This window comes from Arthrobacter sp. 05N429 (assembly GCF_056397045.1).
The window spans coordinates 201,697-217,511 of the sequence record NZ_JBFTMQ010000007.1 but is presented as its reverse complement, the minus strand read 5'-3'; the positions used below and the strand labels follow the sequence as shown (position 1 = coordinate 217,511).

Sequence of the window (15,815 nt, the reverse complement as noted above, 5' to 3'; positions counted from 1 at the left end):
CCGCTATTGACCTCATCGACTCACCCTCGGCAAGATGCAACCGCCGAATAAGCGCCCAATCCTCCACTGTGATCACCCACCCAATCGTTTGGAACAGGTGGCTCAGTTTTCAACCGTCACAATGGCTCAGTTTTCGACCGTCACCGACAGAAATTGCTCAGTCAGTAGATCGGATCTCCGGCAGGATAGTGCCGTAATCGTGCTCCGCGCTCCTGCTTGTGCGAAGGGTGCTGCAAATCAGCACCATTTTCCGATTAGGTCGCAGCCGGATCTCACGCCGAGCGGTTAGAATTCTGAACGACACTGCGCAACAGCGATGAGGGGAACGACCTTTGCCCAGCACCACGACCGACCTCGACGAGGAGACCCCTTTTCAAAAGGACATTGAAAGGTGGGCCCAGGCGTCCGTGCCGGTGTTGCAGGAAGTGGCCAACACGTACGGGAACTACATCACGTATTCGGAGCTCGCCACGCGGGCGTTTGAAGCAACGGGGACCAGCACACGGATGCTGGTCCAGAACCTGAGTTCAAGGTTGCTGAACCGAGTCATCCACATCTGCCTGGAGCAGAATTTGCCCGCGCTGTCGTCCCTGGTGGTTAGCGCAACAGACGGGACGGTCGGCAGCGGATTCGACGCAGTCCTCCGCGCCGCGGGTAAAGACATGCCTCAGACCGAACTCGAACGTGAGCGCGCCGCGGCGGCCGAGCGTCTCGAGTGCTACAAGCGGTTCGGCGCTGACGTGCCGGCTGATGCCGAGCCTCAGCTGACACGTAAATACGAGGCCCGGGTGAACCCGCCGAAGAAGCAAGCGGCGGAGCCGAAGCCGGTATGCCCCGTGCACGGGATTCAGTTGCCCGCCACAGGTATCTGTGACGACTGCGCCTAAGACGCCTCCCCGAGGCCTATAGCCCAGTAGCGGGATCAGCAGGGCGCTGTCGATCCGTACGTGGTGCTCAGGGGCAGCTGGGGACTTTATGGAAGGGTCCCTGAGGGAGGCCTCGAGCAACCTGTGAGGTCGGGGTTCCAGGGGACTTCTGGATCCAAGTTCGCGACGATCACATCCCAGCCTTCCGGACGACATCGCCCGTCGTCGGCATTGAACCACTCGTCTAGCATGCCCGCTGCGTGCACTCCGCAAAGCGCAACTCCCTGCGGTCGTCATCAAGTCATGGGCTGCTGAGTGCTCACAAAGCGGGCCCTGCACGGTTTGCCGTGCAGGGCCCGCTTTAGTGGTAGCTATTCGGAAGACTTCTAACTAGGCGATGCGTTTCTTCCAAATAGGGTTCCATTCTTCCAATTAGGTCGACATCTCACAAGAGACTAGAAGTCCCAGTCGTCATCCTCAGTGTTGACAGCCTTGCCAATCACATACGACGAACCCGACCCGGAGAAGAAGTCGTGGTTCTCGTCCGCGTTCGGCGACAGGGCCGACAGGATGGCCGGGTTCACGTCGGTGACGGAGGCCGGGAACATGGCCTCGTAGCCCAGGTTCATCAGCGCCTTGTTGGCGTTGTAGTGCAGGAACTTCTTGACGTCCTCGGCCAGGCCGACGGAGTCGTAGAGGTCGTGCGTGTACTGGACTTCGTTCTCGTACAGCTCGAAGAGCAGTTCGAAGGTGTAGTCCTTGATCTCCTGCTTGCGCTCCTCGGACAGGCCCTCCAGGCCCTTCTGGAACTTGTAACCGATGTAGTAGCCGTGCACGGCCTCATCGCGGATGATCAGGCGGATCAGGTCGGCCGTGTTCGTCAGCTTGGCCCGTGAGGACCAGTACATCGGCAGGTAGAAGCCGGAGTAGAACAGGAAGCTCTCCAGCAGAGTGGAGGCCACCTTGCGCTTCAGGGGATCGTCGCCCTGGTAGTAGTCCATGACGATCTGGGCCTTCTTCTGCAGGTTCACGTTCTCGGTGGACCAGCGGAATGCCTCGTCGATCTCCTTGGTGGAGGCCAGCGTGGAGAAGATGGAGGAGTAGCTCTTCGCGTGCACGGACTCCATGAAGGCGATGTTCGTGTAGACAGCCTCTTCATGCGGCGTCAGCGCGTCCGGGATCAGCGAGACGGCGCCGACGGTGCCCTGAATGGTGTCCAGCAGGGTCAGCCCGGTGAACACGCGCATGGTGAGCTGCTGCTCGTCCGGGGTCAGCGTCGCCCACGACTGCACGTCGTTGGACAGCGGGATCTTCTCCGGCAGCCAGAAGTTGTTGACCAGGCGGTTCCAGACGTCCACGTCCTTGTCGTCCTGGATGCGGTTCCAGTTAATGGCTTCAACGTGGCTAAGCAGCTTGACCTTCTCGGTCATGTCATCCCCTAAAAAGTTGGGTCGGTTCTCTAGTTAAAGCGTACGACGGCGGGCGGGCGCCCGCCGTCGTACTGTCACGATTTGGTTGAAGCTACAGCATGCAGCTGACGCAGCCGTCCACCTCTGTGCCCTCCAGCGCGAGCTGGCGGAGACGGATGTAGTAGATGGTCTTGATGCCCTTCTTCCATGCGTAGATCTGCGCCTTGTTGATGTCGCGAGTGGTGGCGGTGTCCTTGAAGAACAGCGTCAGGGACAGGCCCTGGTCCACGTGCTGCGTGGCGGCTGCGTAGGTGTCGATGACCTTCTCGTAGCCGATCTCGTACGCGTCCTGGTAGTACTCCAGGTTGTCGTTCGTCAGGTACGGCGCCGGGTAGTACACGCGGCCCAGCTTGCCTTCCTTGCGGATCTCGATCTTGGACGCCACCGGGTGGATCGAGGAGGTGGAGTTGTTGATGTAGCTGATCGAGCCCGTCGGCGGGACGGCCTGCAGGTTCTGGTTGTAGATGCCGTGCTCCATGACGGAGGCCTTCAGCTCGCGCCAGTCATCCTGCGTCGGGATGTGGATGTTCTTGAACAGCTCAGCGACCTTGGCGGTCTGCGGGACCCATTCCTGGTTCGTGTACTTGTCGAAGAACTCGCCCGAGGCGTACTTGGACTTCTCGAAGCCGCCGAACGTCTGGCCGGTCTGGATGGCCAGCCGGTTGGAGGCGCGGACCGCGTGGAACACCACCGAGTAGAAGTAGATGTTGGTGAAGTCCAGGCCCTCTTCGGAACCGTAGTGGACCCGTTCCCGGGCGAGGTAGCCGTGCAGGTTCATCTGGCCGAGGCCAATCGCGTGGCTCTGGTCGTTGCCGCGGGCGATCGAGGGCACCGAGGTGATGTTGGACATGTCCGAGACCGCCGAGAGCGACCGGATGGCCGTCTCGATGGTCAGGCCGAAGTCCGGCGAGTCCATGGTCTTGGCAATGTTCAGCGAGCCCAGGTTGCAGGAGATGTCCTTGCCGGTCTGGTCGTAGGACAGGTCATCGTGGTACGTCGTGGGCTGGGAGACCTGGAGGATCTCGGAGCACAGGTTGGACATGATGATCTTGCCGTCGATCGGGTTTTCCCGGTTCACGGTGTCCTCGAACATGATGTACGGGTAGCCGGATTCGAACTGGATCTCGGCGAGGGTCTGGAAGAACTCGCGCGCCTTGATCTTGGTCTTCTTGATCCGGGAATCGTCCACCATCTCGTAGTACTTCTCGGTGACCGAGACGTCGGAGAACGGCATGCCGTAGACCTTTTCGACGTCGTACGGCGAGAACAGGTACATGTCCTCGTCCTTCTTGGCCAGCTCGAACGTGATGTCCGGGATGACGACGCCGAGCGAGAGGGTCTTGATGCGGATCTTCTCGTCCGCGTTCTCGCGCTTGGTGTCCAGGAAGCGGTAGATGTCCGGGTGGTGCGCGTGCAGGTACACCGCGCCGGCACCCTGGCGGGCACCGAGCTGGTTGGCGTAGGAGAAGCTGTCCTCGAGGAGTTTCATCACGGGGATGACGCCGGAGGACTGGTTCTCGATCTGCTTGATCGGCGCGCCGACCTCGCGGATGTTGGTGAGGGCGAAGGCCACGCCGCCGCCGCGCTTGGACAGCTGGAGGGCGGAGTTGATGGAGCGGCCGATCGACTCCATGTTGTCTTCGATGCGCAGCAGGAAGCAGGAGACCAGCTCGCCGCGCTGGCGCTTGCCGGCGTTCAGGAACGTGGGGGTGGCCGGCTGGAAACGGCCTTCGATGATCTCGTCCACCATCTGCAGGGCGAGCTGCTCGTCGCCGCGGGCCAGGTGCAGGGCCACCATGCAGACGCGGTCCTCGTAGCGCTCCAGGAAGCGCTTTCCGTCGAACGTCTTCAGCGTGTAGGACGTGTAGAACTTGAACGCGCCCAGGAAGGTCTCGAAGCGGAACTTCTTCTTGTACGCGCGGTTGTAGAGCTCGCGGATGAAGTTCATCGTGTACTGGTCGAGGGTTTCGCGCTCGTAGTACTCGTTCTTGACGAGGTAGTCGAGCTTTTCCTCGAGGTCGTGGAAGAACACGGTGTTGTTGTTCACGTGCTGCAGGAAGTACTGGTGCGCCGCCTCGCGGTCCGCCTCGAACTGGATCTCCCCGTTCGGGCCGTAGAGGTTCAGCATGGCGTTGAGCTCGTGGTAGCCCAGGCCCTGGTAGGCGGCCGGCATGGCCGGCTTCTCACCGGGGACGGTGTGCTTCTCGACGGCGGTGCTGCTGGCCGCGTGGGAAACCCCGGTCACTTCAGTGTCTTCGACAGTCGTGTCCAAAATTCTTCCAATCCTTGTTGTACTCGGCTGACGTCTTCCGGCGTCCCCATGAGTTCGAATCGATATAGGTGGGGTACCCGGCATTTGGCGGCGATGATGTCGCCGGCCATGCAGTAGTTGTCCCCGAAGTTCGTGTTGCCCGCCCCGATCACTCCCCGGAGCTGTTGCCGGTTGCGTGGATCATTCAGGAAGCGGATGACCTGCTTTGGAACGGATCCCTCTCCCCCGGTGCCTCCGTAGGTGGGAAGCACCAGCACGTAGGGCTCGGTGGCCACGAGCGCGGGTTCCCTCGAATGGAGGGGAATCCGGGCGGCGTCGATGCCCAGCTTCCTGATGAAGCGTGCGGTGTTCTCCGAGGTGGAGGAGAAGTAGATGAGGTGGCTGCCGGTGGTCCGGGCTGCGTCCGCGTTCCGAGCTTCTTCCGCCGCTGGCGCTAAGTCTGCTGCCGGCGTCGTACCGGCGGTTGCCAGTGCCATGGGAGTCACTCACCTCATCTGACGTGTCTTCGTTCGAAGCGTTTCAGGCCACCGCGACGGCGGAAGCCTGGGCCAGTTCTTCGATCTTGTCGGGGCGGAAACCGGACCAGTGGTCCTGGTCCGTGACAACGACCGGGGCCTGCATGTAGCCGAGGGCCTTCAGGCGCTCGAGGGCATCCGCATCCTGCGAGATGTCGACGCTCTGGTAGGTGATGCCCTTCTTGTCCAGCGCGCGGTATGTCGCGTTGCACTGAACACAGGCCGGCTTCGTGTAAACCGTAACGGTCATGGTCCCTGTCCCCTTTGTGTTGAAGTCTTTGGTACTGCGAAATGTGTGCTGCGTAGGAGCTGATGCTGTTGAGCTGAGTCTCTGCTGCGTCTTTGGTCCCAGTAGTCCGGGCGGGCCGGTCCGGGACAGGAATCCTTATCCGTTACTGGCCGCACCTGGCGGGCCCTGCTGCTCCTGAACTGCTGCTCTTACTACTGCTCTGGAACTGTATGTCGATACTACATGTAGTGCAAGAGCCCGATGTGGACCCCAAGATGATGTATTACAAGTATGTCATTTAATGCACCACCAGTCCACAGGCAGGGTGCCTCAAAATGTCCGTGTTTCCGCCATTTTGCCGGACGAAATCCACAGGCTGTGGAGTACCTTTGCACAATTAACTGCCCAGCGTGTCGCGCCGGAGACGGCGTGTCGCGGTGCGGCGCACAGTGGCCCGCGGTGCTGTTAAACACCACAGGTAGTGTCCGGCAACACGAAGAAGGCGGGCACCCCCGGGGGTGCCCGCCTTTTCGGCGTGAGGAGTCTTACAGCGAAGCTCAGCCGGCCGCCTCGCCCGCCGTCCGGCGGTCCAGTACGATCTGCTGCACGTCGAGGTAGCCGGTCTCGAAGCCCGCGCGGGAGTAGCAGAGGTAGAACAGCCACATGCGCTGGAAGATCTCGTCGAAGCCCAGTCCCTGGACGTCGGCGGAGCGGGCCATGAAGCGTTCCTCCCAGAGCCGCAGCGTCTGGGCGTAGTGCTCGCCCATGGCGAGGCGTTCGCGGACACGGAGACCGGTCTGCTTCTCTGTGATGTCCTCGATGGCCCGCACGGAGGGGATGACGCCGCCCGGGAAGATGTACTTGTGCACCCAGGTGTAGCTGGAGCGGGTGGCCAGCAGCCGGTCGTGCGCGATGGTGATGGCCTGGATGGCGACCTTACCGCCGGGGGCCAGAACCCGTTCGATCGTCTGGAAGTAGGTGGCCCAGTACTCGAAGCCCACGGCCTCGATCATCTCGACGGACACGACGGCGTCGTACTCGCCTTCCACCGCGCGGTAGTCCTTGAGCTCGATGGTGACGGCGTCGGTGTAGCCGGCGTCGGCGACGCGTTTGCGGGCCAGTTCCTGCTGCTCGCTGGAGAGGGTGACGGAGTAGACGGTGGCGCCGCGCTGGGCGGCCCGAAGAGCTAGTTCGCCCCAGCCGGTGCCGATTTCCAGCACCCGGGTCCCCTGTCCGACGCCGGCCTTGTCCAGCAGCCGGTCGATCTTGGCCTGCTGCGCGGCGGCGAAGCCGTCCCACCTCACGCTCTTCAGCGCCTCCCCCGATTCCGGGAACAGCGCACTGGAGTACGTCATGGTCTGGTCCAGGAACGTGGCGAAGAGCTCATTGGACAGGTCGTAGTGCCGGGAGATGTTGGAGCGGGTGTTCTGTTCGGTGTTGCGTTCCTTCCGCGGCTGGCGGGGCAGGTAGAGCGCGCGCAGCTTCTGCAGCGGTTCGGGCACCAGGGTCCCGACGCGGGCGGCGAAGACCTCCATCACGGCGGTCAGGTTGTCGGCGTCCCAGTCGCCGGCCATGTAGGACTCACCCAGGCCGATCAGCCCGCCGTCGCCGAGCCGGGCCGCGAACGCCTCGGGGCGGTTCATGGTCATGACCGGGTATGTGTGCCCGGGCGCGGCGGCCTTGCCGAGGACGGTGCCGTCGGGGTACCGGACTTCGAGCGGAAGCCGGCGGACGGCAGCCTTAAAGATGGCTTCGGCGACGCGGCCGGCCACTGCGGTTTTCAGGCCGGCCGGGACCGTGGCGATGCTGGGCCAGATGGCGGCGTCGACGACGGCGGGCGGCTGCGGGACGGTGTAGGGGGCTGCGGCCTCGTTCGTCCGGCGCGCCGCGCCCGATCCGGTCGCTTCGGTCATTGTCACTGAACTGCCTCCTGTGAGGGGTGGTGTGGTCGTTTGATGATGGGCAGCCGACGTGCCCAAAGCTTAATTCCCTGCCAGCGGATCTGAGCTGAGACGCGCAGGGGTGCCAGCGGGACCGCGAGCGCCGCGGCGAGGATGTTCCGCACAGTGGCGTCGTGCCGTTCGCCGTCCATGCTGGCGACGAAGGGCCGCTGCCCCTCCCGCTCGAGGACGATCGAGACGGCGAGCCGTTCGCCGGGTTCCGGGAGTTTCATCCGGTACTCGCCCTCGACATCGTTGAACGGCGAGACGTAAAACGCCTTGGGCACGCTGGCGCGGCCGGCGTCGTCCGTTTCGAGGAGGTAGCAGTGACGTTCGCCGTACGTGTTGTGGACCTCGGCGAGGACGCAGCGGAGCTCCCCGGCGGCGTCGTGGCACCAGAACAGGCTCAGCGGGTTGAAAACGTGGCCGAACACCCGGGCGCTGGCCAGCATGGTGATCCTGCCGCCGTCGAGGGTTATCCCCCGGGTGGCCAGGAACGCCTCGACGTTGCCGCGCAGGGTTCCGTCCGGGTCGCCCAGGTGGTCCGCGACGCTGAAGCCGGCGAGCGGCCGGAGCAGGCGGGGCACCGCGGGCAGCCGGTCGACGTCGACGTACCAGCTGTAGCTGCGGTACGTGAACGCGTTCTTCAGCGGGGTGCGCCGCACGTGCGCGATGGACGTGCGGTAGATGGCGGCCGTGGCGCTCATGAGCCCTCCGCGGGGACGGTCTGCAGGTCGGGGTCGACGGCGACGGCGCGGTACTCCTCGTTAAGGTCGACGGCGGGGCCGTTCCAGGAACGTCCGAGCCGCTCCGCGGCCTTGACGCCGGAGAGCGCGCCGTCCTCGTGGAAACCCCAGCCGTGGTAGGCGCCGGCGAAGGCCAGCCGGCCGTCGCCGAGTGCGAGGATCTGCTGCTGGGCCTTCAGGGATTCCGGGGTGTACTGCGGGTGTTCGTAGACCATGCGCTCGATCACCGTGTTGTCCGCGATCAGCTCGGACTCGCCCAGGCTGACGATGTAGCGCCCCATGTCCGCGGGGGCCAGCCGCTGCAGCCGGGTCATGTCGTAGCTGACCAGGACCTTGTCCGGCCGGGCGTCGCAGGCGGGCAGGCGGTAGTTCCAGGACGCCTTGGCGTTGTCGCTGGACGGCAGGACGGCGGCGTCGCGGTGGAAGACGGTGTGATTGACCGAGTACGGCATCCCCCCGAGCGCGTCCCGCTCGGCGGCCGAGGCGTCGGTGAGCATGCCCAGTGCCTGGGCCGGGTGGGTGGCGATCACGACGGCGTCGAAGTCTTCCGTGCTGGGGCCGCCGTTCCCTTCCCTGACCGTCAGCTCGACGCCGTGCGCGTGGCGGCGCACTCCGGTGACCGGGCTGGAGAGGCGGACGTCCGGCAGCGTGGCGGCGAGCTTGTCCACATACGTGCGCGAGCCGCCGGTGACGGTGCGCCACTGCGGCGAGCCCGAGACGCCGAGCAGGCCGTGGTGGCCCAGGAAGGTGAAGAGGTAGCGCGCCGGGTAGGCCAGCGCCGTGGTGGGGTCGCAGGACCAGACCGCGCTCACCACCGGGGTCATGAAGTGCGAGATGAAGTAGCTGCTGAACTTCTCCCGGGCCAGGAACTCCCCCAGGGTCAGCTCCGGTTCCCCGGACTGGTTGTTCCCGGCGGGCGCCGCTTCGGCGAGCAGCGCGCGGGCTCTTTTGTAGAAGCGCATCACCTCGAGCAGCATCAGCAGGTAGCGGCCGCGCAGCACGGTGGAAGGGCGGGGCAGGATGCCGCGGCCCTTGGCCCGGGCGCCGGCGTACTCCAGGCCGCAGCCGTCGCAGCGGACGGACATGCTCATCTCCGAGTCCTGGGTTTCGATACCCAGCTCGGCGAAGAGCTTCAGCAGCGTGGGGTAGGTCCGCTCGTTGTGGACGATGAAGCCGGTGTCGATCCCCAGCACCGGGCCGCCGTCCTGCGGCACGTCGTGGGTGTGGGCGTGGCCGCCCAGCCGGGAATCGGCTTCGAAGAGGGTGACGGTGTCCTGCCGGTTCAGGACGTACGCGGCGGTCAGTCCCGCCACGCCGCTGCCAATCACGGCTACTCGCCGGCCCTGGGGAATCCCTGCTGCATCTGACACTTCTGCTCCTGTTGGCTTCGCCTGAATCGTCCTGATGAATCGTCTTATGGGCAATTCGTCGCCGCGGGGCCGACGGATGAGTGCGACTTTCCAACATTCTGTTTTCCACCAATGTGCCAGAATGAAGCGGGATTGCGGTCCCGCCTCACCGGAACCTGCGAAGGGCAGCACTTTGATCAATCCCGTCCACCTGCGGACCCTTGTCGAAGTGACCCGCCTGGGATCCTTCGCGGCGGCCGCCACCCGGCTCGGCTACACGGCGTCGGCGGTATCCCAGCAGATGTCGGCGCTGGAACGCGACACCGGCGTCGAGCTGTTCCAGCGCTCGGCGCGCAGCATCCATCCCACCGAAGCAGCCCTCGTCATGACCCGGCACGCGGCCAAGGTGCTCACGGACATCGAGGCGCTCATGGCGGCGGCCTCCCGCACCGGGGATCCCGCCCGGCAGGAACTCCGGCTGGGCATCTTCCCCAGCCTGGCCACATATGTACTGCCGCGGCTCCTGGAAAACCCGGCCTGGAAGAAACTGGGAATCGACCTGCGGGTGTCCGTGGCGGAGCCCGCCCAGACCATCCAGGGCCTGCGCGCCGGCGGCGAGCTCGACGTCGCCCTGGTGTACCAGGTGGGGCAGTCCGGCCTCGCGTGGCCGCACACCGTGAATCGGCAGTGGATCGGCGACGACGACTTCCGGGTGGTGCTGCCCGCGGCCTGGGGCATCGGCACGGAGTCCAAGGTCGCGGCGGACCACCTGTCCGACATGCCGTGGATTGTGCACCATCCCGGCACGTCCGACGCCACCGTGATTGAGCGGCTCTTCGCCAGCTGCAACCTGCACCCGCGGGTGGTCGCGTACAGCGATGACTTCCATGCGAGCCTCGAGATGGCCGCGGCCGGGCTGGGCGCGGCCCTGGTTCCGGAGCTGGCCCTGCTGCACCGCCCGGCCGGGGTGGTGGTGCTGGACGTTCCGGAGATCCGGCTGGCCCGCAACGTCTTTGCCCTGCTGATCAACGAAAAGCAGACCGCGCAGGTCCAGCTGTTCGTCGAACTGCTGGCCGACACGTTCAACTCCTCCACCCTGAAGCAGGCCATCCCCCGCAAAGGCTGAGCCAGCGGTGGATCAGCCCCGGCTCAGCGCCGGCGGAGCAGCTGGCGGAGTCCCGTTCCCATCCCGGCGAGGGCGCTGATGATCCGGTGTTTGGCCGGGCTGTAGGGCGGGTAGATCAGCGCGAGGGTGTCCGGGCGCTGCGGCTTGGCCAGGGTGGACCGCTCATGCGAGAACGTCCGCAGCGAGTGTTCCCCGTGGTATGCGCCCATGCCGCTGCCGCCGACCCCGCCGAACGGCAGGCCCGGGACCATCAGGTGCGCGGCCGGGACGTCGAAGCACAGCGCCCCCGAGGAGGTGCGTTCGGCGAAGGCCCGGCGCGTGCCGGCGTCGTTGCTGAACACGTACAGCGCCAGGGGCTTGGCGCCGTCGTTGATCATCCGGATGGCCTCGTCCCGTCCGGCGACCGGGACCAGCGGAAGCAGCGGCCCGAAGATCTCCTCCCCCATGACCGTGTCTCCGGGGGCGGGCCGGAGCAGGGTCGGGGCGAAGTGGCGGCTGGCGGGGTCCCGTTCGCCGCCGTGGACCACGGTGCTGCCGTCGGCGAGGGCCGCGATCCGCGCGAAGTGGCGGTCGTCGACGATCCGGCCGTAGGAAGTGCTGCGGGAGGAGTCCGGGCCAAAGAGCTCACCGATCGCCTTGACCAGCTCGCGCTCCAACGGCACCAGCACGTCCTCGGTGGCCAGGATGTAGTCGGGCGCCACGCAGGTCTGCCCGGCGTTCATGAACCGGCCCCACGCGAGCCGTTTGGCCGCCCTGGCCAGGTCCGTCGTGGAGTCCACGTACGCCGGGGACTTTCCGCCGAGTTCCAGGGTGACCGGCGTCAGGTGCTCCGCCGCCGCGCGCAGCACCACCTTGGCCGCGGTTTCGCCTCCGGTGAAGAAGATGTGGTCGAAGCGCTGAGCCAGCAGGGCCGTGGTTTCCGGGATGCCGCCCTGGACCACCTCCGCCGCGCCGCCGAGGTACTCCGGAATCCAGCGAGCCAGGGCCGCCGAGGTGGCCGGAGCATGTTCGCTCGGTTTCAGCACCACGGTGTTGCCGGCGGCCAGGGCACCGGCCAGCGGGGCGAGCAGCAGCTGCAGCGGGTAGTTCCAGGGGCCGATCACCAGCACCACGCCCAGCGGGGTCAGTTCCGTCCAGGCCTTGGCCGGCTGGACGGCGAGCGGCACCGCGACCGGGCGTGGCCGCAGCCAGGCCTCGAGGTTCTTTTCCAGGTGCGCGGCTTCGGCGCTGACGAAGCCGAATTCCGTCAGCAGGGACTCGGTGGCGTGCTTGCCCAGGTCGGTGCCCAATGCTTCGGCGAACTCCGCGCTGCGCTCGGCCAGCATCCGGCGCAAGCTGCGAAGTTGCTCCAGCCGCCAGGCCAGCGGGCGGGTCCTTCCGGAGTCGTAGAGCTCACGGGCGCGGACGACAGCGGGGGCAACGGTTTGCATCCGCCCAATGTACCGGCACCGGGTGCCCGGCCGGGTGCAGTGCCGGATAAAACCTTGGGAATGCTGGAACGGGCCGGATTTGAGGACTATGTTGAAGATATGAACAAGGTAGCGAGCAAGCACTTCGGAGAGGTCGAGCTCAACCACGGACGGGACCACAACCTCACCGCCAAGCATGAACTGGCGGGCCAGATCGTGGAGCTCGACCTGAATGTCAATGCGCATGACCATTTCGACGAAGCGGCCATGCACAAAGTTGACTACCGGTTGCGTTTCCTGCCCGAGCTCGTGGACCAGGTCCGCGAAATGATCGCCGAGGAGCTGGAGCAGGACGGCACCAGCCCGCAGGAGTACCGGCACTTCCACTGCAACGCGATCAAGGACGAGCACCTGAGGAAGGTGTTCGGCGTCGAGGACAAGAACCAGCTCACCGACGCGGTCTTCCTCAAGGCGCTGAAGCTGGGCCATGTGGGCATCTTCCCCGGCCAGCCGGAACGCTATTTCGTCATGGACTTCACGCTCGGCCAGCACTTCACCGACGAGGTCCTGGTGGCCTCCGCGGACGAGGACGGCGTCGTCGACGACGAAATCCTCTGGGAATCCTGACTCCGGCTTATTTCTCGGCGCCGAACAAGGGCGGCCACCATGGACGAAATCCAAACAGGAGACAGCGGTACCACGCGTTCGGTGCCCCTTGAGGGATCCGGATCGCGGACGGTGGACCGAGGGGCTTTGCGTAGTGCGGCGATGCTGATCTTTGGCGGCGTCGTGATTTCACTGGTGGCCGGCTTGTTTCATGCCGATGCGGCCAGTGCAAACGACCATGTTGCCTCCTTCACCGAGTATGCCCAAAGCGACATCTGGATCGGGGTGCACCTCTGCCAGTTCGTAGGCATGGCCCTGTTCGCCGGCGGAATGATTGCCCTGCTGGGCGCCCTGAATTTGCCGCAGGGTGCACTGGCCCTGACAGCCCGTTTCGGCGCCCTCGCGGCGGCTGTTTCCATTGCCCTCTACGGCGTGCTCCAGGCCGTGGACGGCGTCGCCCTGAAGCACGCGGTGAATGCCTGGGCGTCCGCTGCAGAGCCGGAGAAGGCAATGCGCTTTGTCAGCGCGGAAGGAATCCGCTGGCTGGAGTGGGGAATGCGCAGCTACCACAGCTTCCTGTTCGGAAGCGCCCTGATTATTTCCGGCGTGGTCATCCTGGCCACACGCCGGGTCTCCCGCACAATCGGCATCCTTATGGGGCTATCCGGCGTGTCCTATTTGGCGCAGGGATGGATCATCGGAGCCGAAGGATTCGCAGCCGCGAACGCGGTGCCTACGCTGTCCGGGATAATCCTCACCGTCGTCTGGACCGTTTGGCTGCTTATCAGCGCCTGGCGGTTGAAAGATCGGGCAGGCGCGAAGGTCTGAGGTTATGTCCTCCGCCGCCTCAGTGGTTGAGCCTGTCGAAACCGGGTTTCGACAGGCTCAACCACTGAGGGGATTTCCGCTCCCCCACCTGCCGGTTGTTGCTACTACTTGGCGGCTTCCAGGAGTTCCGCGCGGACCGTCTTGGTGGCGTGGACCAGGTTGCGCAGGGACTCTTCGGTCTCCACGTAGCCGCGGGTCTTCAGGCCGCAGTCCGGGTTGACCCAGAGCTGGCGGGACGGGACGTGCTTGACGGCGGTGCTGAGCAGTTCGGTGACTTCCTGCTCGCCCGGGACGCGCGGCGAGTGGATGTCGTAAACGCCCGGGCCCACGCCGCGGCCGAAGCCGTGGGACTCGAGGTCGTGCACCACCTCCATGCGGGAGCGGGCGGCCTCGATCGAGGTGACGTCGGCGTCGAGGCCGTCGATCGCGTCGATGATGGCGCCGAACTCGGAGTAGCACAGGTGCGTGTGGACCTGGGTGGCGTCCCCGGCGCCGGCGGTGGCGAGGCGGAAGGACTTCACGGACCAGTCCAGGTACGCGGCCTGGTCGGCCTTGCGCAGCGGCAGGAGTTCACGCAGGGCGGGCTCGTCCACCTGGATGACCTGGATGCCGGCGGCCTCGAGGTCCGCGATTTCGTCCCGGAGGGCCAGAGCCACCTGGTTGGCGGTCTCGCCGAGGGGCTGGTCGTCGCGGACGAAGGACCACGCGAGGATGGTGACCGGGCCGGTGAGCATGCCCTTCATCGGCTTGTTGGTCAGGGACTGCGCGTAGCGGGCCCATTCCACCGTGATCGGGGCGCTGCGGGTGACGTCGCCCCACAGGATGGACGGGCGGGTGCAGCGGGAGCCATAGGACTGGACCCAGCCGTGCACGGTGACGTCGAAGCCTTCGAGGTTCTCGGCGAAGTACTGGACCATGTCGTTGCGCTCGGGCTCGCCGTGGACCAGGACGTCGAAGCCGAGTTCTTCCTGCAGCTCCACGACGCGCTTGATCTCATCCTTCATGAGCTGCTCGTACTGCTCCGTGCTCAGTTCGCCCTTGTTGGCGCGGGCCCGGGCGGTGCGGATTTCACCGGTCTGCGGGAAGGAACCGATGGTGGTGGTGGGCAGCGGCGGCAGGCGCAGGGCCTCGGTCTGCGCGGCCTCGCGGACGCCGTAGGCCGAGCGGCTGAAGTCGGCGTCGGTCAGGGCCGCGGTGCGGTTCCGGACCTCGGCGCGGCGGACGCCTTCGGCTGCGGCGCGGTCGGCGATGATTCGGGTGGCCTCATCAATAGCCGGCTGGACTGCGGTCGGGTCGGTCAGCAGGCCGGCGAGGGTGACAACCTCGGTGGCCTTCTGGTCGGCGAAGGCCAGCCAGCTGCGAAGCTGCGCGGAGAGCTGGACTTCCTCGTCGACGTCGTGCGGGACGTGCTGGGTGGAGGTGGAGGTACTGACGGCCAGCTTGGCGACGGACTTCTTCAGCTCGGCGATCTTCTTCGCGGAGGCGGCGAGGTCGTTGCGCCAGATGTTGTGGCCGTCCACGACGCCGGCGACCAGGGTCTTGTTGCCTAGGGCGGCGAGGGCCGCGGCGGAGGGAACGTCGCCCTTGAAGACGTCCAGGTGCAGGGCGTCGATGCCGGTGGCGGCGAGGGTGCCGAGCTGGCCGTTGAGCGCGCCGTACGGGGTGGAAACGAACAGCTGCGGACGCTTGGCTGCGCCGGCAAAGACTTCGTAGGAGCGGGCGACGGCGGCCTGGATTTCCCCGGCCGGGGTGTCCTGGTCCACCACGAGGGCGGGCTCGTCGAGCTGGACCCAGCCGGCGCCGGCCGCGGCCAGCTTCTCCAGCAGGGCGGTGTAGACGGGCAGGATGTCCTCGAGGCGGGACAGCGGGCTGAAGCCGGCCGGGGCGTCGTCGGAGGCCTTGCTCAGCAGGAGGAACGTGACCGGGCCGACGATGTACGGGCGGGTCTCAACACCGTTGGCGAGGGCGTATTCGAATTCCTCGACGATGCGGCCTGAGGTCAGCGAGAAGCTGGTTTCCGGGCCGATTTCCGGGACCAGGTAGTGGTAGTTGGTGTCGAACCACTTGGTCATTTCCAGCGGCTGCTGGTCCTTGTTGCCGCGGGCCAGGGTGAAGTAGCCGTCGATGTCGAGCTGGCCGTCGGCGTCCAGGAGGTTGCCGAAGCGTGCGGGCACGGCGCCGAGGTGGGCGGCGGCGTCGAGCACCTGGTCGTAGTAGGAGAAGGTGCCAGGGACTGCGGCGGCTTCGGTGAGGCCGAGGCCCTGGAGGCGCTTGGCGGTGCCGAGCTGGATTTCCTTGGCGGCGGCGTCCAGGGCGGCGGCGTCGATCTTGCCGGCCCAGTAGGCCTCGACGGCCGTCTTCAGTTCGCGGCGGCGGCCGATGCGCGGGTAGCCCAGGATGGAGGCTGCGGGGAAGGGCGTGTTCTTTTCAGTCATGGGAAGTCCTAAGTTTTGGTGGGGT

At 65.7% G+C, this 15,815-nt stretch carries 13 protein-coding genes; 4 read left to right on the top strand and 9 right to left on the bottom strand.

Annotated features, from left to right (window positions below; all coding sequences use genetic code 11):
* Positions 1-332: 332 nt before the first annotated feature.
* A complete protein-coding gene (locus AC1DF4_RS14005) occupies positions 333-887 on the top strand; it encodes a hypothetical protein (protein ID WP_476913446.1) in 555 nt (184 codons plus the stop codon).
* A 434-nt stretch (positions 888-1,321) separates the two neighbouring features.
* Here the strand turns inward: AC1DF4_RS14005 and nrdF are convergent, their stop codons facing one another.
* The 7 genes from nrdF to AC1DF4_RS13970 all read right to left on the bottom strand — a co-directional run bounded on the left by nrdF (position 1,322) and on the right by AC1DF4_RS13970 (position 9,407).
* Positions 1,322-2,296: a class 1b ribonucleoside-diphosphate reductase subunit beta gene (gene nrdF / locus AC1DF4_RS14000; RefSeq protein WP_224046702.1), complete on the bottom strand. Its 975-nt coding sequence runs from the start codon at positions 2,294-2,296 to the stop codon at positions 1,322-1,324.
* Positions 2,297-2,387: 91 nt separating this feature from the next.
* On the bottom strand, positions 2,388-4,508 hold the full coding sequence (gene nrdE, locus AC1DF4_RS13995) for a class 1b ribonucleoside-diphosphate reductase subunit alpha (RefSeq protein ID WP_476913454.1): 2,121 nt from the start codon (positions 4,506-4,508) through the stop codon (positions 2,388-2,390).
* A 68-nt stretch (positions 4,509-4,576) separates the two neighbouring features.
* Positions 4,577-5,083: a class Ib ribonucleoside-diphosphate reductase assembly flavoprotein NrdI gene (gene nrdI / locus AC1DF4_RS13990; RefSeq protein ID WP_476913445.1), complete on the bottom strand. Its 507-nt coding sequence runs from the start codon at positions 5,081-5,083 to the stop codon at positions 4,577-4,579.
* 43 nt (positions 5,084-5,126) lie between these two features.
* Positions 5,127-5,372: a glutaredoxin-like protein NrdH gene (gene nrdH / locus AC1DF4_RS13985; RefSeq protein ID WP_056429759.1), complete on the bottom strand. Its 246-nt coding sequence runs from the start codon at positions 5,370-5,372 to the stop codon at positions 5,127-5,129.
* Between the two features lie 536 nt (positions 5,373-5,908).
* Positions 5,909-7,264, bottom strand: a complete 1,356-nt coding sequence (locus AC1DF4_RS13980; RefSeq protein WP_476913453.1) for a class I SAM-dependent methyltransferase — start codon at positions 7,262-7,264, stop codon at positions 5,909-5,911.
* A 2-nt stretch (positions 7,265-7,266) separates the two neighbouring features.
* Positions 7,267-7,998: a DUF1365 domain-containing protein gene (locus AC1DF4_RS13975; RefSeq protein WP_476913444.1), complete on the bottom strand. Its 732-nt coding sequence runs from the start codon at positions 7,996-7,998 to the stop codon at positions 7,267-7,269.
* Positions 7,995-9,407 carry an NAD(P)/FAD-dependent oxidoreductase gene (locus AC1DF4_RS13970; protein ID WP_476913443.1) on the bottom strand — a complete coding sequence of 471 codons (1,413 nt, stop codon included), beginning with the start codon at positions 9,405-9,407 and terminating at the stop codon, positions 7,995-7,997. Before AC1DF4_RS13970 ends, AC1DF4_RS13975 begins: the two co-directional genes overlap by 4 nt.
* 172 nt (positions 9,408-9,579) lie before the next feature.
* Between AC1DF4_RS13970 and AC1DF4_RS13965 the strand changes: the two genes are divergently transcribed.
* Positions 9,580-10,512, top strand: a complete 933-nt coding sequence (locus tag AC1DF4_RS13965; RefSeq protein WP_476913442.1) for a LysR family transcriptional regulator — start codon at positions 9,580-9,582, stop codon at positions 10,510-10,512.
* 23 nt (positions 10,513-10,535) lie between these two features.
* Here AC1DF4_RS13965 and AC1DF4_RS13960 read toward each other — a convergent pair whose 3' ends face one another.
* Positions 10,536-11,942, bottom strand: coding sequence for an aldehyde dehydrogenase family protein (locus AC1DF4_RS13960; RefSeq protein ID WP_476913441.1), 1,407 nt, complete (start codon positions 11,940-11,942; stop codon positions 10,536-10,538).
* Positions 11,943-12,041: 99 nt separating this feature from the next.
* On the opposite strand from AC1DF4_RS13960, the gene AC1DF4_RS13955 reads away from it, so the two are divergent.
* Entirely contained in the window at positions 12,042-12,548 is a 507-nt protein-coding gene (locus AC1DF4_RS13955; RefSeq protein WP_476913440.1) for a DUF2004 domain-containing protein, read from the top strand.
* A 141-nt stretch (positions 12,549-12,689) separates the two neighbouring features.
* Positions 12,690-13,355, top strand: coding sequence for a DUF4386 family protein (locus AC1DF4_RS13950; RefSeq protein ID WP_476913439.1), 666 nt, complete (start codon positions 12,690-12,692; stop codon positions 13,353-13,355).
* 104 nt (positions 13,356-13,459) lie between these two features.
* Here AC1DF4_RS13950 and metE read toward each other — a convergent pair whose 3' ends face one another.
* The gene (gene metE, locus AC1DF4_RS13945; RefSeq protein ID WP_476913438.1) at positions 13,460-15,790 is read right to left on the bottom strand and encodes a 5-methyltetrahydropteroyltriglutamate--homocysteine S-methyltransferase; all 2,331 of its coding nucleotides are present in this window, start codon (positions 15,788-15,790) and stop codon (positions 13,460-13,462) included.
* Positions 15,791-15,815: the final 25 nt, after the last annotated feature.